The organism is Bradyrhizobium sp. 14AA, from assembly GCF_054185205.1.
Genome location: NZ_JAVAYM010000004.1, coordinates 292189 through 309761, shown reverse-complemented (window position 1 = coordinate 309761; position 17573 = coordinate 292189). Strand labels below are relative to the sequence as shown.

Here is a 17573-nt window from a genome sequence, read left to right as displayed (position 1 = left end):
CGCTGCCGCGATACTAGAGCACGATCCGTGCCACGCGGCAAATCAACGCGCCCACGGCTCCCGCGACAGATGCTTTGCGAGGTGAACCGACTGCCAGTCTCCGAGACCGGTGTCCCGGAAGCCGGCCTTCTTCGCGAGGCCGCGCATTTCGGCGTTCGCCCGCGCGGTCTCGGCTGCGATCATCTCGTGACCGAGATCGCTCGCATGCCTCTCCATCGCCGCCATCATCTGCAGGCCGACGCCCTGGCGCTGAAAGACGTCGGCAACGGAAATGGCGAAATCACCATGACGTGCGGTCGCATCATAGGCGTAGAGCGTTTCTCCGATGATCACGCTCTGCCCCTCCTGCCTGAGCTCGGCGAGCAGGGTGAAGTGATCGGGATGACTGACCTTGGCGACGCATTCGGCCGCGACCACGGCAAGGTCGGCCCGGGCTCCCATGAAACGCTTGTTGCGCGTCGTCGTGGAAAGCCCGGTGAAATAGATCGAGAGGCGCTCGACGTCGGATGCATTCGCGGTCCTGATGCGGACCGTGCCTTTCGTCTCGTTCGGCTCGACAACGGCATCCAGAGATAGCTGTGACATGCGCGACGCCTTCGGCAGGTTGCAGGAACTGCACACCTAACCGAAGCGACGCACCGACCGCTTGGACATGGCCGCCAATCTTGCGGCCGAAAACGAACAGTCCGTTGCTCTGTGCCGCGCGTCACAGATGGGCCGCGATCACGCGGCCTCGCGCCTGCCGACACGTCGCTCCGGTCGTGTCGCGGTCATCGACTGCTCCTCGGCGTCCTGCGGCGCACCCCAGAATTCGCGCACCGTGGGTCCCCATTTCAACCGCCGTGCGCGCAAGAATTCCAGGATCTCGTGCGGCCAGACCCTGCGGCCCATCTGCGTGTACCAGCGCATGGCATGACGCAGGCCGGAGTCGCGCTGGAACAGCACCCGCCAGATCGCCTTCGGGCGACACTGCAACACCATCTCCGTGAACTTGAACCAGACCAGCACACGCCACGGCGCCATGTGGCGCGTGGCCAGCACCTGATGCTTGTAGTCCCATCGCCTGCGATCAGGCTGGATCACGCGGCGGTCGGCAGCGAGCCGGAAGTACGGCGTCCAGCGATGCGGCGTGACGTAGAGCAGCTGGACCTGATCGGGATCGTAGGCGAGCAGCTGCTTCAACCCGCGCCAGTGATCGCGATCGGTCTCTTCCTCGAACCCGACCACCCAGGTCGCCATCGACAGGATGCCGTGCTGCCGCAGCAGGCGAATGGCCTCGCGGTCGATTGCGGTCGTGGCGCCCTTGCGGATCAGTTCCAGCGTCTTTTCGTCGGTATTCTCCAGACCCAGCAGGAAACGCTGCCAGCCGGCCTTCTTGTAGAGATGCAGGATGTCGGCATCGCGCACGATGTCGTCGGCGCGGGTCGAGCCGACCAGGATGAGATCGACGTTCTCGGCGATCAGCGCTTCGAGGAAGGCGCGCCACGCCTTCTTCGAGACGGTCGGATTTTCGTCGGCAAAGTTGATGACCTTGACGCCGTGCTCGCGGTGCAGCCGCGCAAGCTCCCTGGCGAAGCGGACGGGATCGCGATGGCGCCAGCGAGTCCAGAAGCCACGCTGGCCGCAATAATTGCACAGATGTGGACAGCCGCGGGAGAACTGGACGACCACGGCGCGCAAGCCGCCCCAATAGCTGTAGCGCGCATGATCGATCAAGTCCCAGCCAATGCGATAAGCGTCGAGGTCGGCGATCACAGGCGCCGGCGGTGTCGCACGCGGGCCGGTGGCATCGCGAAACGCGATGCCGGCGATGTCGCCGAGATCGTGGCCGTATTCCAGCGCACGCATCAGGCGCCGCGCGGTCTCTTCGCCCTCGCCGCGCACGATCGCGCTGACATAGGGTTCGTCACGCAAGACCTCTCGCCAGTGATAGGTCGGGAAGACACCGCCATAGACGATCAAAACGCGCGGCATCGCCTTCACCAAAGCGCGGGCAATCTCCGCGATCACGGGATGTCCTGATGTCGAGCCGGAATGGCCGAACAGCACGGCGTCGGGGGCGAAGCGGTTCGCTTCGGCCAGGATCTGGTCCATCGGCATCGGACCGAACTCGGCATCGATCAGCCGCACGGTGTGGCCGTCGTCGATCAGCGGACCGCCGATCGCGAGCAGGCCGAGCGGCGGCAGATGGTCGTCGGGAATCCGGCTGCCGATCGAGGGGTGAGGCACGTTGATAAGAAGAACACGCATGGACTTTCGCTCCCGCTTTGGTTGGCGTGATCGTCCGTCCCACTTCTATGAAGAAGCCCAATCCCCCGACTGAACCCGAAGACATCGAACATGATTGCCGCGGAGACCCTTGCTCGGCTCCGCTTAGAGCATGATCGGCTCTGATGAATCAGAACCGATCATGCTCTAGATTTTGTTTTGACGCGTTTTCTTCACGCGAACCGGTATCCACTTCGCTTGAAAACGCTCTGCGCGTCACACCCGCGAGAGTGAGGGCACCTCTTCCGGCATGATCGCCTGGAGGCCGCCGAAGCGACGCTCGCGTCCGTGGAAGGAGGCCAGCGCCGCGGCGAGATCGCCCGCGTCGAATTCGGGCCACATCCGCTCGGTGAAATGCAGTTCGGCATAGGCGCCTTCCCAGAGCAGGAAGTCCGACAGCCGCTTCTCGCCCGAGGTGCGGATGATGAGATCGACGTCGCGCAAACCTGCTTCGCCGGTGACGAGTTGCGAGAACGCCTCGCGGGTGAGGCTGGTCAGTGCCGCCGCCTTCGCGGCGGCGTTGAGGATGGCATCGCGCGCGGAATAATCGACCGCGATGCGCAGGTGAAGCGTGCTGCCGCCGGCGGTGCCCTCCTCGGCGCGAGCGATCGCATTGGCGATGCCGTCGGGCAACCGGTCGCGGCGGCCGATCACGGTGAGCCGTACGCCGTTCTTCACCAGGCTCTGCACTTCGTTCGCGAGATAGAAGCGCAGCAGGGTCATCAGCGCGGCCACCTCGGCCTTCGGCCTTCGCCAATTGTCGGTGGAGAAGGCGTAGAGCGTCAGCGTGCCGATGCCCTGCTTGGGCGCGGCCTCGACGATGCGGCGGATGGTCTCGACGCCCGCCTCGTGGCCACGCACGCGCGACAGGCCGCGGCGCGTCGCCCATCGGCCGTTGCCGTCCATGATGATGCCGACGTGAAGCTTCTCGCTGCGAGAGGTCATGTTGCTGGAGGTCTCGTCACTTTGCATTGCAAAGTCTCCGGTCAAAAAAAGGGAGGATCAGGTCGAGATGATGCCGAGACGGCCGAGCGGCGGCGCCTCGCGGCCGGCGGCCTTGGCGGCGTCGCGCACCAGGCGCTCGAGCACGGCGAGATAGTCGAGGAAGCGGCGGCGGCCGGTCTTGGTGAGGCGGCAGGTGGTGTGCGGGCGATTGCCCTCGTAGCCCTTGGTCACCTCGACGAGGCCGGCCTCCTGGAGCACGGCGAGATGCCGGCTGAGATTGCCGTCGGTGAGGCCGCAGAGCTGCTTGAGATCCGCGAACGCCAGACCCTTCGGGTGTGCCATCAACGAGGTCAGAAGCCCGAGCCTCGCCTTCTCGTGGATCACGCGGTCGAGCCCTTCATAGGAGAAGGGCGCGCTGTCAGTCTTCGACATCATGGTCTCCGGACGCGAAATACAGAATGGCCGCCATCACCGACTGCCCGATCACGAAGGGCAGCCCCATGGTCCACGGCGATAGCGCGTGGGTTTGGCTCGCGAGCACCACCACCGCAAAGCCGGACATGAAATACCAGGCGCCCGCGAGCGCGACTGTGCGCGGCAGCGAGCGGACGGAAGCGAAAATGCCGAGCGACACCAGGATCTGCCACAGCCCCGGCAGCAGCCACAGCGTCTCGCTCGCGAACTTCCACATCACCACCGCAAGCAGCACACCGGCAACGCCGGCGGGCAGGAACTGTTCGACCGCCTGGTAGATCATGGCATCGGCCAGACCCGAATGATGACGGTGAGAGCGCGCGCGCATCTCGATCCCGATTATTAGGCCGGATAGCGCGGCGGCAATGAACCAGCCGAAAAAGAAAATGAATGGCTCGCCCGTGGGATCGCCGAGCAGCCAGAACTGCAGGATCGCGGTCAGGAGCGCGACGGCGCCGGTCGCGGCCATCGTCGCGGGGCCGTAACCACGGAACGCCGTGCCGGCCGCGATCTGGCTGCGGATCGCCACGATGTCGGCCAGTGCCTTGTCGAGATCGCGCATCTGCAACGCCAAAGCCTCTTCCGCCCACGCTTGCCGGGACGTGCCGTCCCCGTTACTTTGTATTGCAAAGTATATAGCACCGCAAAGTAAAGGCAAGCCTGAAAAGCCGCGGCAGGACGCTCGGCCAGCACGAACAACTGCCGGTTGCACGGCACCTCTCCCCACGGATAAGATGGATCCAAAAGCATTCCCGGGGGCTGGTATGTGGCTTAAGTCATTTGTCGTTGCGTTCCTATTGCAGGCGTATGTCGTCGGAGCAGCGCATGCTGCGGGGCCGTTTGGGTCCGTCAATGTCGGCAACTGGATCGGCGGTGCTTTCAGCAACGATGAAACGGGCGCCTTCTCCCATTGCGCCGCGACGACGTCCTACGCGAACGGCGTCATCCTCGTCGTGGGCTACAATGCCGCAGGCACGTGGTCTCTGGCCTTCGCGAGTCCCAGCTACCGCTTCAACAAGGGCGAGAACGCCGCGATCGACGTTATCTTTGACGGCCAGGAGCAGGCCAGACTGTTTGCCACGGCGAACCAGCCCAACATGCTCACGGCTGTCATGCCGCCCAACGTCGTGCGAGCATTTCAGAAGGCGAGCCTGATGGTGGCGACGGCCGGCCGCGCCGTCCTGAATTTCGATCTGACCTCGACAGGGCCCGTGATCGCGGCCTTGGCCAATTGCGCCACCAAGGTGAAGGCCGACGGGCTGAACAAGGCCGGCGATTTCACCAAGGTTGCCGCCAAGCCGCAGGCCGCGCCGGACAAGCAGGCGCCACCGCCCGCCGGCAGCAAGCCAGCCAGGGCCAAGAGCGGCACCGGTTTCGTTGTGAGCGCGAACGGACACATCGTCACCAACAATCATGTCATCGACGGTTGCGTCGGCGACATCAAGGGCAACCTCACCGGCGAGGCCGCTGTCGTGCTGCGCGTCGTGTCGACCGACCTCATCAATGACCTCGCTTTGCTTCAGGCGCCGTCGACGACGACATTCAAGGACTTCGCCCGGATCCGCGACCGCTCGTTCCACTCCGGCGATTCCGTCGTCGCGATCGGCTTTCCCTTCCACGGGTTGCTCAGTTCGGACTTCACCGTGACGACCGGTATCGTGAGCTCGCTCAGCGGCATGCGTAACGACACGCGTTTCCTGCAAATCAGCGCGCCCGTGCAGCCCGGCAACAGCGGCGGCCCGCTGTTCGACACCTCCGGCCAGATCGTGGGCGTGGTCACCGCAAAGATCCCCGGATTGCGTATCGCTGCTGCGACCGGCAACATTCCCGAGAACATCAATTTCGCCATCAAGACCGGCGCCTTGCGCGACTTCCTCGACAATTCCGTGGTGCCGTATCAGACCGCCGAGCCGAAGGGCGAACTCAAGACCACCGACATCGCCGGCAACGCGCGGCCGTATACGATGCTGATCTCGTGCAACGCGACCGAGCAGGCGGACGCGAAGCGGTAGTGAGGGACCTGTCCGCGCCTTGCCTCGGATGTCGTCCTGGCGAAAGCCAGGACCCATTACCCCAAGAAGAAGTTAGGCGAAGATTAGTTCGGTACGACAACCGAGCGCCATCGATAGATTCCGCGGTATGGGTCCTGGCTTTCGCCAGGACGACATCGAGGAACGAACCGCTCCCCTCACCCGTGGCAGCATGCATCCTTCGCCGCCTGCGGCTCGTACTGGTCGCGGAGGCGGACCCAGTCCATCGGATAGGGCAGGCCCCGCTCGTGGCGGCCGAGCGGGGTGAGATCAAGATACTGATAGGCGGCGTTCATCATGTCGAGGCCGCGGGCGAAACAGGAATAGGTGTGGAAGATCTCGCCGGCCTCGTCGCGGTAGAACACGCTGATGCCGGGCAACTCGGGACCGTAGATCGCAGTGGTGCCGAAATTGTAACTGGGCTCGCCGGTCGCGATCTGCTCCTGCGAGAACGTCACGCCGTAGTCGCGGTTGAAGTCGTTGCTCCCCGAGGAGACCCAGTCAAAAGTCCAGCCCATCCGCTTCTTGAAGCCCTCTAGCTTCGCGCTGGGTGCCAGCGAGACCGCGACGATGGTGGTGTCGCGCGCAGCCAGATGCGGCGCCATGCGATCAAGTCCGTCGGCCCAGAATGAGCAGCTCTTGCAAGCCGCTTCCCAGTCGGGCGCGAACATCACATGCTGCACGACGAGCTGCGGGCGGCCTCTGAAGAGATCGCCGAGCGTCACCCTGCCGTTCGGCCCGTCGAACACGTAATTCTTGTCGACCTTGACCCAGGGCAAGGCGCGTCGCTCCTCGGCGAGGCGCTCGCGCGCCGCCGTGAACTCTTTCTCGCGCGCCAGATGAGCCTTGCGCGCGGCAATCCATTGCTCGCGCGAGACGATCTGATGATGCTGCATGGTGTCCTCCCTGGTGTCAGGAGACGAAAGCATCGAGCTTGTCGAGGAACGAGTTCCAGCCGCGCTGGTGATTGTCGCGCGCGGTCTCGTCGAAGAACTGGGCATGGTGGAAAATCATCAGGGTGCCGGCACCGTCCGGCTTCAGCGTGATCGTCACCAGCGACTCACGCTCCGGCGTCGAGTGCCAGGCCCAGGTGAAGACGAGCCGCTCGTCCGGCACGACCTCGCGATAGCTGCCGCCGGCCTCGAAATATTCGCCGTCGTCACGGGTGAAGCCGATGCGAAAGCTGCCGCCGGTGCGAACGTCGAGCTCGGCCTGGAGCGTCGCCGGCTTCATGTTCGGCGGTCCGAACCACTGCACTAGCTGCGCGGCTTGCGTCCAGGCGTCGAAGACTTTTTCCGGCCGCGCGCCGAGCCGGCGCGTGAGCGTGAGACTTGGACGTTCCGTTGGACGTTCTGTTGGGCGATCGGCGGCGTTGACGGCTGCGTTGGCCATTTCTCTTCCTCCACGAAGGCGGCGAGACGATCGAGATTGTCGGACCAGAACTGCGCATAGCGATTGAGCCAGTTCATCGCCTGCTCCATCGGCTGCGCGGTGAGCCGGCAGGCGACCGTGCGTCCGGTCTTCTCGCGCATGATCAGGCCCGCATCCGTGAGCACGTCGAGATGCTTCATGATCGCCGGCAGCGAGACCGGAAACGGCGCGGCGAGTTCGCTCACAGACAGGCTGTCCCGCTCGCCGAGGCGCGCCAGAAGGGCACGCCGCGTCGGGTCGGAGAGCGCCGCAAAGGTGCGGTCCAGCGTTTCATCCCTATACTTAACCATGTGGTTTAGTATAAACGCGAACCCCTGATGGTCAAGCAGGAACCCGCGCACGCGGGTCTGCACGACTGCGTGATCAGGCCGAGATCGTACGACGCGCGATTAGTATGGCGCGACGGGCCCCGTCCGCCGGTGCGGCCGTGGTAGCGGGGCCAGTTGCTGGCCGTAGGCAAAGCGAGGGTTGCGGTCGCAGTACAGCAAGCGGCCGGACACGCTGGCCTGGCATTGCTGGTAGGTGCTGTAGGCGCATTCGCCGGGATAATCGTACTCGCCGCCCTGCGCGCACCAGGGATAATCGCGCGCCGCAGCGGGCGTGATGGTGACGACACCGGCGAGGACCGTCGCGCCCAATGTCAGCAGGGCCAATTGCGTCTTGCGCATGATCCCAACTCCTCTGTTCATGGCGCGAGATACGGCGCCATATATCATCACGTTCGCCGCGCCGCTTTATTCCAGATCAACGCCATCAATTACGCAAGAAAAAAGCCCTGCCGAACGGCAGGGCTCCAATCACGATCATCACAAGATCGCTACTCGACCTTCAGGCCGGCGAACTCGACGACCTTCTTCCACTTCTCGGTCTCGGCCTTGATCTCGTCGCCGAACGCCTCGGGCGTCTGCACCCGCGGCTCGCCGCCGAGCTCGACCAGGCGCTTGGACATGTCCGGCTCCTTCATCAGCGTGTTGATCTCGCTGTTGAGCTTGGCGATGATCTCCTTCGGCGTGTTCTTCGGCGCGCCCATGCCGAACAGCGCGCTCGCCTCGTAGCCCTTCACCGTGTCGGCGATCGGCTGTACGTCGGGCAATTGCGGCGAACGCTCGGCGGTGGTGACGCCGATCGCGCGGAGCGAGCCGGAGCGGATGTGCTGGATGATCGAGGGCATGTTGTCGAAGATCACCTGCACCTGGCCGCCGAGCATGTCGGTGATCGCGGGCGCCGCGCCGCGATAGGGCACGTGCTGCATCTTGCAGCCGGTCATGGCCATGAACATCTCGCCGGACAGATGCACCGAGGTGCCGTTGCCGGACGAGGCCATGTTGACCTTGCCGGGATTGGCCTTCACGTACTCGATGAACTCGGCGACGTTCTTCGCCGGCACGTCCTTGTTGACGGTCATCACGTTCGGCACACGCTGGAACGAGGCCACCGGCGCGATGTCGCGCACGAAATTGAACTTCAGGTTGGTGTACAGCGAGGCGTTGATGTAGTTGGCCGGATTGACCAGCTGCAGCGTGTAGCCGTCGGGCTCGGCATTGATCACCGATTCGGTGCCGATATTGTTGCCGGCGCCCGGCTTGTTCTCGATCACGAATTGCTGGCCGAACTTTTCCGACAGCCGCTGGCCGATCAGCCGCGCCAGAATATCGGTGGCCCCGCCCGGCGGATAGCCGACCACCCATTTCACCGGACGGGCCGGATAATCGGCGGCAAGGGCCTTCGACAGCGGGGTGGCTGCAAGCGGACTGGCGGCGAGCAGGCCCAGCGCGGTACGGCGAGTGATCATCTCAAGGGTTCTCCCAACGTGTTGTTCTTGAAAGCGAGATATCATGATAGTGGCGTCGAGGCGGTTGTAACAAAGCTTGCCGCAGGCGGAAAGTGCGCGCGGCGCATCACGACGAAAGGATAAGGCATGCCGGTCAAGGTCGAGGCCCTCGATCATCTCGTGATCAATGTCGCCGACGTCGCGCGGACCACGGAGTGGTACCGCAAGATTCTCGGCATGGAAGTCAAGGTGTTCGACCCCGGCGGCGGCAAAGCGCCGCGGACATCGTTGCAATTCGGTAACCAGAAAATCAACGTCCGGCCGCGCGATGCCGACAAGGTGGAGTGGTTCACCGCCGATCACCAGACCGCCGGCAGCGAGGATCTGTGCTTCCTCACCTCCGCCGCGCCCGACGAGGTGGTGGCGCATCTGAAGGCACACGGCGTCGCGATCGAGGAAGGTCCGGTTCCCAAGCAGGGCGCCCGCGGCACGCTGCGTTCGGTCTATTGCCGGGACCCGGATGGCAGTCTGATCGAGATTTCCTCGTACGAAAACTAGACTCGTCGTCATTCCGGGGCGGTGCGCAGCACCGAACTATGGTGCGCAGTTGCGCACCTGAGAATCTCGAGATTCCGGGTCTGGTCCTTCGGACCATCCCGGAATGACGACGGAGAGAGTACGGGCTTCGCTGCACCGCATGTCGCGCCCCCAATTTGCTCCCCGCGCCATTCGATGGCAGGAAGACGCAATAATCAAAAGGCAGCCGCCATCAAGATGCAGGCTGCACCGGGGGGACGCATGCCAACTCAACAGACCGCAACCGGAATCGTGGGTCCATTCGACGGCCTCGACGTGCCATGGCTCTTGAAGATGCGCGCCGAGGTGCGCGGCTCACATCCGTTCCTGATCTGGGCGCCGTTCGATGCGCCGGCACGGCGCTGGAGCTACGGCGAGTTTCACGAGCGGGTCGGCGCGCTCGCGGCGGGGCTCGCAAGGCGAGGCATCAGGCCGGGCGAATATGTGCTCATTCACCTGGACAATTGCATCGAGGCGATGCTGGCCTGGTTTGCCTGCGTCGAACTGGGGGCCATCGCAGTCACGACCAACACGCGCTCGGCGCCGGCGGAGATCGAATATTTCGCCGATCATTGCGGCGCGGTCGCCGCGATCACGCAGCCGGCCTATGCGGAAGTAGTCGCGCAGAACTGCCGCAACATCCGCTGGCTGGCGGTGACCTCGCATGACGCGGGCGCAGCGCCTGCGCAAGCGATCTCGCGCGGCGACAGTTTTGAATCGCTGTTCGCCGACAGCGCCGATCGTCCCAGGCGCGCGACCGATCCGCTCGCGCCGTGCAGCGTGCAGTACACCTCGGGCACGACGTCGCGCCCCAAGGCCGTGCTGTGGACCCACGCCAACGCGTTGTGGGGCGCCAAGATCAACGCCGCCCATGAGGACCTGCACGCCGGCGACGTGCACCAGGCCTATCTGCCGCTGTTCCACACCAATGCCCTCGCCTACTCGATGCTGGCGACGCTGTGGGTCGGCGCCAGCTGCGTGATCCAGCCGCGCTTTTCCGCGAGCCGGTTCTGGAGCGTCGCGCGCGAGCACGGCTCGACCTGGACCTCGACCATTCCGTTCTGCATGAAGGCGCTGCTCGAGCAGGAGATCCCGAACGACCACAAATTCCGCCTGTGGGGCACGGCCATCAACGAGCCGCCGGCTTTTGCAGCATTCGGCGTCAAGATGATCGGGTGGTGGGGTATGACCGAGACCATCACCCACGGCATCGTCGGCGAGGTCGACCAGCCCAACATCCCGATGTCGATCGGCCGCGCCGCGCCGGAATATGAAATCCGCATCACCGACGACGACGGCCGGCCGACCGAGATCGGCGACACCGGCAATCTCGCGATCAAGGGAATCCCCGGCCTGTCGCTGTTCGCCGAGTACCTTCACAACGAGAAGGCGACGCGCGAAAGCTTCGACGCGCACGGCTTCTTCCTCACCGGCGACCGCGTCGATCGGCTCGAGAACGGCTTCATCAAGTTCGGCGACCGTGCCAAGGACATGCTGAAGGTCGGCGGCGAGAACGTCGCAGCCTCCGAGATCGAACAGGTGATCGCGCTCGTATCAGGCGTGCGCGAGGCAGCGGTGGTGGCGAAGAAGCATCCGATGCTGGACGAGGTGCCGGTCGTTTTCATCATCCCGCAAGGCGGCGTCGCGGGCGCTGCGCCGGACCTGCATGAGCGCGTGATGGCCGCCTGTCGCAAAGGCCTCGCCGATTTCAAGGTGCCGCGCGAGGTGCGCCTCGTCGACGACATGCCGCGCTCGACGCTGGAGAAGGTGGCGAAGGCGGAGTTGAGGAAGATGGTGGGGTAGCGGCGGGCTATCTCCACAGCGTCGTCCTGGCGAACGCCAGGACCCATACCGCGTGATCTACGCAACGGGCAGGATGGTCGTTGCTACAGTCTTCGCCAAACCGGCGCTTGGGGTAATGGGTCCTGGCTTTCGCCAGGACGACAAAACTCAGAACGACCCCAGCGCCACCGGGCGGAAGGCCTGCAACAGCTGCTGGTCGAGCTTGCCGCCCATGCCTTCCATCATCGTGAAGGCGCGCGAGTGGGTGAAGGGCATGCGGTAGGCACGCTTCTCCACCAGGGCGGCGTAGATGTCGACGATCGTCGTCACCCGCACGATGTCGCTGATCTGGTTCGACGACAGGCCGTTCGGATAGCCGGAGCCGTCGAGGAATTCGTGGTGATGCAGCACGACGTCGAGCATCTCCGGCGGGAAGCCGCCTTGGGCTGCGAGCGCGTCGTAGCCGCGGCGCGGATGCTGGCGCACCTCGGCCATCTCCTCGTCGGTGAGCTTGCCGGGCTTGTCGAGCAGCGCGGAGGGAACGAAGGCCTTGCCGACATCGTGCAGAAGCGCGGCGCGGGTCAGGCGGCGCTGGTCGTCCTCGCGCATGCCGAGATGCTGGGCGAAGGACACCGCAAAGCCGGTGACGAACAGGCAGTGCCGGTAGCTGCCGACATGGTGGCAGCCGACCGTGGTGAGCCATTCGCGCAGCGAGGAATGCTTGATCGCCTTCAGGATCTTGCTCTCGGCGGCGATGACGTCGTCGAAGGTCAGGGGCACGCCGAGCGGCAGCTTCTCGAACATCTTCTTCAGCACCGCATGCGCCGCCTCGACGCCGCGATTGAGCGTCTTGCCGCGATCGGTCGCGTCATAGGTGGCGGTGTCGGGGAAGGCGGCGCGGATGCGCTGAAGGATCGCGTCGGGTTGCAGCGGCCGCGAGATGGTGTCGGTGGCGCCCAGCGCCCAGGCCTGCATGGTGCCGTGATGCAGCGCGTCCGCGAGCACGAACAGGCGCGGCATCGAGCGATAGGCATCGCCGCGCAGCTTGTTGCGCACCCGCTGCACGCTATCGGGCGAGCGCAGGTTGATATCGACGACGAGGCCGGAGAGATCGCGCGAGGGCTGCTCGGGGATCTCCTGGGTCGTCACCGTCGAGACGTCGCCCACGGCCTTCAGGATGCTGGCGAGCTCGGTGCTCTCGTCGCTGCGGTCGGAGGCGAGCAGAAGCCGGCGTTTGGCGGCGGGTTTGGCTAAGGCGTTCATGGCTTCCCCAAGAGCACTGACTGAGGGCACAGGACTGGATTTGGCCTCAAGCCTAAGCCGGATCAGGTTCTCCGGGCCTTAAGAGGTGTGCTCAATGGAACCTTCCGGAATTGCACGCAATTTTACGGGATTTGCCGGCCGCCGCGGTTCCCGCCAGAATGTCGAAAAACAACCCCATGCACAGTAGCCGGGCCCTTGATGATAAAGGAGATTTCGAGCCCTGAAATCTCCGCAGGCCGGCCAGCCGGGAGCGGGCGGCGAGGAAACAAGAAGAGGCGCAAGACAATGCCAAGGATCGATCGGGACGGCGTCGGGATCTATTATGAAGTACATGGCGAGGGGCCGCCATTGCTGCTCACCCACGGCTATTCCTCGACCTCCGCGATGTGGCACGGCCAGGTCGAGGCGCTTGCCAGGGATCACACATTGATCTTGTGGGACATGCGTGGCCACGGCCAGTCCGATTACCCCGATGACCCCCAGGCCTACAGCGAAGCGCTCACCGTCGGCGACATGGCGGCGATCCTCGATGCCGTCGGCATCAAGCGCGCCATCATCGGCGGTCTGTCGCTCGGCGGCTACATGTCGCTCGCGTTCTATCGCGCCCACCCGGAGCGCGCCCGCGCGCTTCTGATCATCGACACCGGCCCGGGCTTCAAGAAGGACGACGCCCGCGAGGCCTGGAACGCGCGGGCGCTCGCCACCGCCGACAGGCTCGATCGCGAAGGCCTCGACATGCTGAAGAAGGCGACGCGCGAACGCGCCACCGCCAGCCATCGCGACGCCAGGGGACTGGCGCTCGCCGCGCGCGGCATGATGACCCAGCGCGATGCGCGCGTGATCGAACTGCTCCCCGACATCAAGGTGCCCAGCCTGATCGTGGTCGGCGCCGACGACACCCCGTTCCTCGCCGCGTCCGACTACATGGCCGCGAAAATTCCCGGCGCACAAAAGGTCGTGATCCCCGCGGCCGGACATGCCGTCAACATCGATCAGCCCGAGGCTTTTATTGACGCGGTCGTGCCTTTCCTGAAGAACTTGCCGGCATAGGACAGGGACACAGGCAATGAAGCGAGCGATGTTGGCTGCGGGCGCGGTGTTGCTATCGATGTTCGCGCCGGCACAGGGCGAGCCGTTCGGCGCGATGCCGCCGCGCCGGCCTTTCGTCGCGACCTTGTCGAACACCACGCCGCTCGCCTTCGGCATGGACGCCGAGCAGACCGCGCGCGCCCTCGGGCAACCGCTGCAATATGTGCGGGGGCGTCCCGGCAACGAGATCTATCTGGCGCTTCGCAACATCGGCGGCAGCGGATTGATCCCCTACCGCCATCGCCTGTTCCTGCAATTCCGCCACGGACGTCTGGCCGGGTGGAAGGAGGATTACGGCGAGAACTGGATGTGGGAGTAAGAGCGGCTCTTCATGACAAGCGCTGTCGCGCGTTGAAATTGCCACATCGTCATGGCGGGGCTTGTCCCGGCCATCCACGATCTTTCGTGCCGCACCAAGAACGTGGATGCCCGGGGGCAAGCCCGGGCATGACGAGTTTGGGGAGCGGGCAGTATTCTCAATCAACGATCGACCAAGAAGGACAACCCGCGTGGGACAAGACATCAAACTGACCGCTTCCGATAATTTCCAGCTTGGCGGCTATCGCGCTGATCCCTCGGGCACGCCGAAGGGCGCGGTGGTGGTGATCCAGGAGATTTTTGGTGTCAATCACCACATCCGCTCGGTCTGCGACCGTCTCGCCGAGGAGGGCTATGTCGCGATCGCGCCGTCGATCTTCGACCGCAGCGCGCCGAATTTCCAGTCGGGCTATACGCCCGATGAGATCGCCGAAGCGCGCAAGTTCGTCGCGAATCCAGACTGGGACGCGATGCTGCGCGACACCCAGGCGGCGATCGATGCGGTCAAAAGCGTCGGCCCCGTCGGCATCATCGGCTTCTGCCTCGGCGGCAGCATCGCCTTCGTCGCGGCGACGCGGTTGACCGGCCTGAAGGCCGCGATCGGCTATTACGGCGGCGCCGTCGTGCGCTTCGCCGACGAGACGCCGAAGGTGCCGACGCAGCTGCATTTCGGCGAGAAGGATGCCGGCATTCCCCTGACCGACGTCGAGACCATCAAGACCAAGCGGCCGGATGTGGGGGTCTTCGTCTATCCCGGCGCCCAGCACGGCTTCCATTGCGACGAGCGCGCCAGCTACGACAAGGTGAGCTCCGACGTCGCCTGGCCGCGCAGCATGGAGTTTTTCGCGACGCATTTGACGAAGTAGGTTCCGCTCACCTCAGAGCAGGAATCGGGTGGGCGCATCACGGTGCCCGGCGATAGAGCTGGCCGATCAAAGCCAACTCACGCCGGGAGATCGCCATGCAGCAGACCATCACGCACCTCGTCATCCGCAATCCGTTCGGAACCATGGATGTCCCCGGGCCTGATGATCGTGAGGTCATGGACTATGCCGCGACGGCCGCGCTGACAGGCGATGCGGCCGATGCCAACGCAGCTCATTGGGCGTCCATTGCCGCGTCCGATCCGCTCGAAGGCATCTGGGCGAGCCGCTGGAATGGCGGCGCCGATCCGACCATCGCCGGCGATACGCCGGACAAGTGGAAGGAGGGACGCGCGGAGATCCGCATCGCGGGCGAACGGATTTACCTGCGCTTCGACTGGGACAATGGACGGCGGCACGGGCTGATCGATGCCGCGCGGGACGGCGCGCGCCTGGTCGGAAAATACATCAACCTGACCACGCCGGCGATCACGCGGCCATGGGTCGGGCGCGTGGTTGATGCCGTCAGGATCGACGGATGCTTTCCGAACGGTCGGCTGGATTTTCGGAGGTGAGCTAGAACCAGCGCTCGCCGACGAACACGGTGTCGCCGGGGCTGAGGGGCGTGCCGAGCGGCACCACGGCCCGCATGGAGCCGCCGCCTTCGGTGTGCGTGACGGTGACCGCGTCGCGCTTGGCGCGGGGCGAGAAGCCGCCGGCGATCGCGACGGCGCTTTCGACCGTCATGTTCGGCACATAAGGGTACTGGCCGGGCGCGGAGACTTCGCCGAGGATGAAGAAGGGACGATAGGCCTCGATCTCGACCGCGACCGAGGGTTCGCGGATGTAGCCGTTGCGCAGGCGCGCGGCGATCTCGCCGGCAAGGCCTGCCGTGGTGCGGCCGCGTGCCGGCACCCCGCCGATCAGCGGCATGGTGATGGAACCGCCGGCATCGATCGAATAGCTGTTGGTGAGACCCTCCTGGCCGTAGACCACGACGCGCAGCTTATCGCCGGCATCGAGATGGTAGGAGGCGTCATAGCGGACCGGCCCCGCCATCGGCGCGGCGTAGCCGACCGGCATGGGCGCGGGCGAGGAGGCAAAGGAATTGCGCAGCGCGCCGATGGCGCCGCCGCCGTCGGCGACGACAACCGGCTGCGGTGCGCCGTAGGGCTGGCCATAGGCCATGGAGTCGAGATCGGGGCGGGGCTGCACCATCGCGACGGGGCCGGCGGTCTGCATGCAGCCGCCAAGGGTCAGCGCGGCGGACGCTGCCAAGGAAACTGTCAGGATCGACCATCGAAACGCGCGTGCAACCGGCACCGGACCTATCCCTCGAAACGAGACGGGTCCAGTCATGCACCGGTTATGGTTAATAAAGCGTTGAGCGAGGGAGGCGGCACCAGCGGCATCACACGAAGAGACTGATTTCTCCAGCCGTTATCGCACCATCATGCCCGGGTTCGTCCCGGGCATCCACGTTCTTGGTGGCGCACGAAAAGATCGTGGATGGCCGGGACAAGCCCGGCCATGACGACAGTTCGTGGTTGGATCACGCGCTCACACCAACGCCGATCGGACACGACACGCCGGTGCCGCCGAGGCCGCAATAGCCGGCGGGATTCTTCGCCAGATATTGCTGATGGTAATCCTCGGCGAAATAGAACGCGCCGGCCGGCACGATCTCGGTGGTGATGGCGCCGAGGCCTTTTGCAGCAAGCGCCTTCTGGTAGAGCGCCTTCGATTCGTCGGCCGCCTTCTTCTGCGCGTCAGAATAGGTGTAGATCGCGCTTCGGTACTGCGTGCCGACGTCGTTGCCCTGGCGCATGCCCTGCGTCGGGTTGTGACTCTCCCAGAACGTCTTCAACAGCTTCTCGTACGAGATCTTCTTCGGATCGAACACGACCAGCACCACTTCGGTGTGGCCGGTGCGTCCCGAGCAGGTCTCTTCATAGGTCGGGTTCGGCGTGTGCCCGCCGGCATAGCCGACGGCCGTGGAGTAGATGCCCTCGCCAAGTTCCCAGAACTTGCGCTCGGCGCCCCAGAAGCAGCCGAGCCCGAACACGGCCTGCTCGAGGCCGGCGGGATAAGGCGATTGCAACTTGCTGCCGTTGACGAAATGGGTGGTCGCGGTCGGGATGGCTTGCGTACGGCCGGGCAGCGCTTCGGTTGCGCTCGGCAATGCGGTGGTCTTGCGCATGAACAGCATGATGGATCTCCGCGACGAGCTGTCCGTCGCGTGAGCCAGATGCTCAGGCGGGGTGCTCGCGATCAGGTGGGAATATAGGTCTCTACGCAAGCGAGGGCAGCCCCGTTACGCGGCCGCCGGCGCGAGGCCCAGTCGCGGGAATTGAAAGCTCAATCCCGGCGGGAATTGAAGATCAATCCTGGCGGGAATTGAAGATCAATCCCGGGAATAGCCGATCAGGGGCTTGCGCGGACGGAACAGGATCATCAGCAGGATGCCCAAAATGCCGAGGACGGCGAAAACCGGCTGATCCAGCACCAGGCGGATCACCGAGGTCCAGAGCCAGGGCGCCTTGGCCTCGACCCAGGTCCTGAACGCCGTCTGGCTGGCCTGGTTGATGTCGTTCCAGAACTGGCCGAACCGGGTGAACCGCAGGGTCTGGTCGGCCACCCAGCGGGCGCCGTCATAGACCATGAAGATGAACCCGCCGGCGAGCAGCAACAGCCCAATCAGTCGAAAAAAGCCGCGGATCATGCCTCACCTTATATGGTCGTCCGATTGGAGGACCTGGAAAT

General features: G+C 64.7%; 21 protein-coding genes. 7 read left to right on the top strand and 14 right to left on the bottom strand.

The window, feature by feature from the left end; all coding sequences use genetic code 11:
• Positions 1–42: 42 nt before the first annotated feature.
• From RAD15_RS11470 to RAD15_RS11450, 5 genes are all read right to left on the bottom strand, one after another.
• The gene (locus RAD15_RS11470; RefSeq protein WP_458177321.1) at positions 43–585 is read right to left on the bottom strand and encodes an N-acetyltransferase family protein; all 543 of its coding nucleotides are present in this window, start codon (positions 583–585) and stop codon (positions 43–45) included.
• A gap of 138 nt (positions 586–723) precedes the next feature.
• Positions 724–2250 carry a magnesium-protoporphyrin IX monomethyl ester anaerobic oxidative cyclase gene (bchE, locus tag RAD15_RS11465; RefSeq protein WP_458177319.1) on the bottom strand — a complete coding sequence of 509 codons (1527 nt, stop codon included), beginning with the start codon at positions 2248–2250 and terminating at the stop codon, positions 724–726.
• A gap of 234 nt (positions 2251–2484) precedes the next feature.
• Complete coding sequence (locus RAD15_RS11460; protein ID WP_458177317.1) at positions 2485–3240, bottom strand: di-trans,poly-cis-decaprenylcistransferase; 756 nt, start codon at positions 3238–3240, stop codon at positions 2485–2487.
• A gap of 30 nt (positions 3241–3270) precedes the next feature.
• Positions 3271–3645 (bottom strand): transcriptional regulator, encoded by a 375-nt coding sequence (locus RAD15_RS11455; protein ID WP_458177315.1) that lies wholly within the window; start codon positions 3643–3645, stop codon positions 3271–3273.
• Positions 3632–4249 (bottom strand): hypothetical protein, encoded by a 618-nt coding sequence (locus RAD15_RS11450; protein ID WP_458177313.1) that lies wholly within the window; start codon positions 4247–4249, stop codon positions 3632–3634. The genes RAD15_RS11455 and RAD15_RS11450 overlap by 14 nt, the downstream gene beginning before the upstream one ends.
• 202 nt (positions 4250–4451) lie before the next feature.
• On the opposite strand from RAD15_RS11450, the gene RAD15_RS11445 reads away from it, so the two are divergent.
• Positions 4452–5699 (top strand): S1C family serine protease, encoded by a 1248-nt coding sequence (locus RAD15_RS11445; RefSeq protein WP_458177311.1) that lies wholly within the window; start codon positions 4452–4454, stop codon positions 5697–5699.
• Between the two features lie 176 nt (positions 5700–5875).
• On the opposite strand, the gene RAD15_RS11440 is transcribed toward RAD15_RS11445, so the two are convergent.
• From RAD15_RS11440 to RAD15_RS11420, 5 genes are all read right to left on the bottom strand, one after another.
• Positions 5876–6613, bottom strand: coding sequence for a DUF899 domain-containing protein (locus tag RAD15_RS11440; protein ID WP_458177309.1), 738 nt, complete (start codon positions 6611–6613; stop codon positions 5876–5878).
• A 16-nt stretch (positions 6614–6629) separates the two neighbouring features.
• Complete coding sequence (locus RAD15_RS11435) at positions 6630–6974, bottom strand: SRPBCC family protein (protein WP_458177307.1); 345 nt, start codon at positions 6972–6974, stop codon at positions 6630–6632.
• Complete coding sequence (locus RAD15_RS11430; protein ID WP_458177305.1) at positions 6974–7438, bottom strand: ArsR/SmtB family transcription factor; 465 nt, start codon at positions 7436–7438, stop codon at positions 6974–6976. The genes RAD15_RS11435 and RAD15_RS11430 overlap by 1 nt, the downstream gene beginning before the upstream one ends.
• Before the next feature lie 99 nt (positions 7439–7537).
• Positions 7538–7816: a DUF3551 domain-containing protein gene (locus RAD15_RS11425; RefSeq protein ID WP_458177303.1), complete on the bottom strand. Its 279-nt coding sequence runs from the start codon at positions 7814–7816 to the stop codon at positions 7538–7540.
• Between the two features lie 149 nt (positions 7817–7965).
• The gene (locus RAD15_RS11420) at positions 7966–8940 is read right to left on the bottom strand and encodes a Bug family tripartite tricarboxylate transporter substrate binding protein (protein ID WP_458177301.1); all 975 of its coding nucleotides are present in this window, start codon (positions 8938–8940) and stop codon (positions 7966–7968) included.
• A 126-nt stretch (positions 8941–9066) separates the two neighbouring features.
• Between RAD15_RS11420 and RAD15_RS11415 the strand changes: the two genes are divergently transcribed.
• Both RAD15_RS11415 and RAD15_RS11410 read left to right on the top strand, forming a co-directional pair.
• Positions 9067–9477: a VOC family protein gene (locus tag RAD15_RS11415; RefSeq protein ID WP_458177299.1), complete on the top strand. Its 411-nt coding sequence runs from the start codon at positions 9067–9069 to the stop codon at positions 9475–9477.
• Between the two features lie 240 nt (positions 9478–9717).
• Positions 9718–11298, top strand: a complete 1581-nt coding sequence (locus RAD15_RS11410; protein WP_458177297.1) for an AMP-binding protein — start codon at positions 9718–9720, stop codon at positions 11296–11298.
• 147 nt (positions 11299–11445) lie between these two features.
• Here the strand turns inward: RAD15_RS11410 and RAD15_RS11405 are convergent, their stop codons facing one another.
• Positions 11446–12540 (bottom strand): HD-GYP domain-containing protein, encoded by a 1095-nt coding sequence (locus RAD15_RS11405; RefSeq protein ID WP_458177295.1) that lies wholly within the window; start codon positions 12538–12540, stop codon positions 11446–11448.
• Between the two features lie 285 nt (positions 12541–12825).
• Here RAD15_RS11405 and RAD15_RS11400 point away from each other — a divergent pair, with 285 nt between their 5' ends.
• The 4 genes from RAD15_RS11400 to RAD15_RS11385 all read left to right on the top strand — a co-directional run bounded on the left by RAD15_RS11400 (position 12826) and on the right by RAD15_RS11385 (position 15385).
• Positions 12826–13590, top strand: a complete 765-nt coding sequence (locus tag RAD15_RS11400; protein ID WP_458177293.1) for an alpha/beta fold hydrolase — start codon at positions 12826–12828, stop codon at positions 13588–13590.
• A gap of 16 nt (positions 13591–13606) precedes the next feature.
• Positions 13607–13948 carry a hypothetical protein gene (locus tag RAD15_RS11395; RefSeq protein WP_458177291.1) on the top strand — a complete coding sequence of 114 codons (342 nt, stop codon included), beginning with the start codon at positions 13607–13609 and terminating at the stop codon, positions 13946–13948.
• 190 nt (positions 13949–14138) lie between these two features.
• The gene (locus tag RAD15_RS11390; RefSeq protein WP_458177289.1) at positions 14139–14813 is read left to right on the top strand and encodes a dienelactone hydrolase family protein; all 675 of its coding nucleotides are present in this window, start codon (positions 14139–14141) and stop codon (positions 14811–14813) included.
• Positions 14814–14908: 95 nt separating this feature from the next.
• Entirely contained in the window at positions 14909–15385 is a 477-nt protein-coding gene (locus RAD15_RS11385; RefSeq protein ID WP_458177287.1) for a hypothetical protein, read from the top strand.
• A 1-nt stretch (position 15386) separates the two neighbouring features.
• Here the strand turns inward: RAD15_RS11385 and RAD15_RS11380 are convergent, their stop codons facing one another.
• The 3 genes from RAD15_RS11380 to RAD15_RS11370 form a co-directional block, all read right to left on the bottom strand.
• Positions 15387–16133: a polysaccharide biosynthesis/export family protein gene (locus RAD15_RS11380; RefSeq protein WP_458177285.1), complete on the bottom strand. Its 747-nt coding sequence runs from the start codon at positions 16131–16133 to the stop codon at positions 15387–15389.
• A 229-nt stretch (positions 16134–16362) separates the two neighbouring features.
• A complete protein-coding gene (gene msrA / locus RAD15_RS11375; protein WP_458177283.1) occupies positions 16363–17019 on the bottom strand; it encodes a peptide-methionine (S)-S-oxide reductase MsrA in 657 nt (218 codons plus the stop codon).
• A 195-nt stretch (positions 17020–17214) separates the two neighbouring features.
• Complete coding sequence (locus RAD15_RS11370; RefSeq protein ID WP_007616084.1) at positions 17215–17532, bottom strand: hypothetical protein; 318 nt, start codon at positions 17530–17532, stop codon at positions 17215–17217.
• Positions 17533–17573: the final 41 nt, after the last annotated feature.

Excerpts from the sequence above, each read along its gene's own strand:
- RAD15_RS11470 (WP_458177321.1), bottom strand. The coding sequence starts at position 585 with ATGTCACAGCTATCTCTGGATGCCGTTGTCGAGCCGAACGAGACGAAA.
- bchE (WP_458177319.1), bottom strand. The coding sequence starts at position 2,250 with ATGCGTGTTCTTCTTATCAACGTGCCTCACCCCTCGATCGGCAGCCGG.
- RAD15_RS11460 (WP_458177317.1), bottom strand. The coding sequence starts at position 3,240 with ATGCAAAGTGACGAGACCTCCAGCAACATGACCTCTCGCAGCGAGAAG.
- RAD15_RS11455 (WP_458177315.1), bottom strand. The coding sequence starts at position 3,645 with ATGTCGAAGACTGACAGCGCGCCCTTCTCCTATGAAGGGCTCGACCGC.
- RAD15_RS11450 (WP_458177313.1), bottom strand. The coding sequence starts at position 4,249 with ATGCGCGATCTCGACAAGGCACTGGCCGACATCGTGGCGATCCGCAGC.
- RAD15_RS11445 (WP_458177311.1), top strand. The coding sequence starts at position 4,452 with ATGTGGCTTAAGTCATTTGTCGTTGCGTTCCTATTGCAGGCGTATGTC.
- RAD15_RS11440 (WP_458177309.1), bottom strand. The coding sequence starts at position 6,613 with ATGCAGCATCATCAGATCGTCTCGCGCGAGCAATGGATTGCCGCGCGC.
- RAD15_RS11430 (WP_458177305.1), bottom strand. The coding sequence starts at position 7,438 with ATGGTTAAGTATAGGGATGAAACGCTGGACCGCACCTTTGCGGCGCTC.
- RAD15_RS11425 (WP_458177303.1), bottom strand. The coding sequence starts at position 7,816 with ATGCGCAAGACGCAATTGGCCCTGCTGACATTGGGCGCGACGGTCCTC.
- RAD15_RS11420 (WP_458177301.1), bottom strand. The coding sequence starts at position 8,940 with ATGATCACTCGCCGTACCGCGCTGGGCCTGCTCGCCGCCAGTCCGCTT.
- RAD15_RS11415 (WP_458177299.1), top strand. The coding sequence starts at position 9,067 with ATGCCGGTCAAGGTCGAGGCCCTCGATCATCTCGTGATCAATGTCGCC.
- RAD15_RS11410 (WP_458177297.1), top strand. The coding sequence starts at position 9,718 with ATGCCAACTCAACAGACCGCAACCGGAATCGTGGGTCCATTCGACGGC.
- RAD15_RS11405 (WP_458177295.1), bottom strand. The coding sequence starts at position 12,540 with ATGAACGCCTTAGCCAAACCCGCCGCCAAACGCCGGCTTCTGCTCGCC.
- RAD15_RS11400 (WP_458177293.1), top strand. The coding sequence starts at position 12,826 with ATGCCAAGGATCGATCGGGACGGCGTCGGGATCTATTATGAAGTACAT.
- RAD15_RS11395 (WP_458177291.1), top strand. The coding sequence starts at position 13,607 with ATGAAGCGAGCGATGTTGGCTGCGGGCGCGGTGTTGCTATCGATGTTC.
- RAD15_RS11385 (WP_458177287.1), top strand. The coding sequence starts at position 14,909 with ATGCAGCAGACCATCACGCACCTCGTCATCCGCAATCCGTTCGGAACC.
- msrA (WP_458177283.1), bottom strand. The coding sequence starts at position 17,019 with ATGCTGTTCATGCGCAAGACCACCGCATTGCCGAGCGCAACCGAAGCG.
- RAD15_RS11370 (WP_007616084.1), bottom strand. The coding sequence starts at position 17,532 with ATGATCCGCGGCTTTTTTCGACTGATTGGGCTGTTGCTGCTCGCCGGC.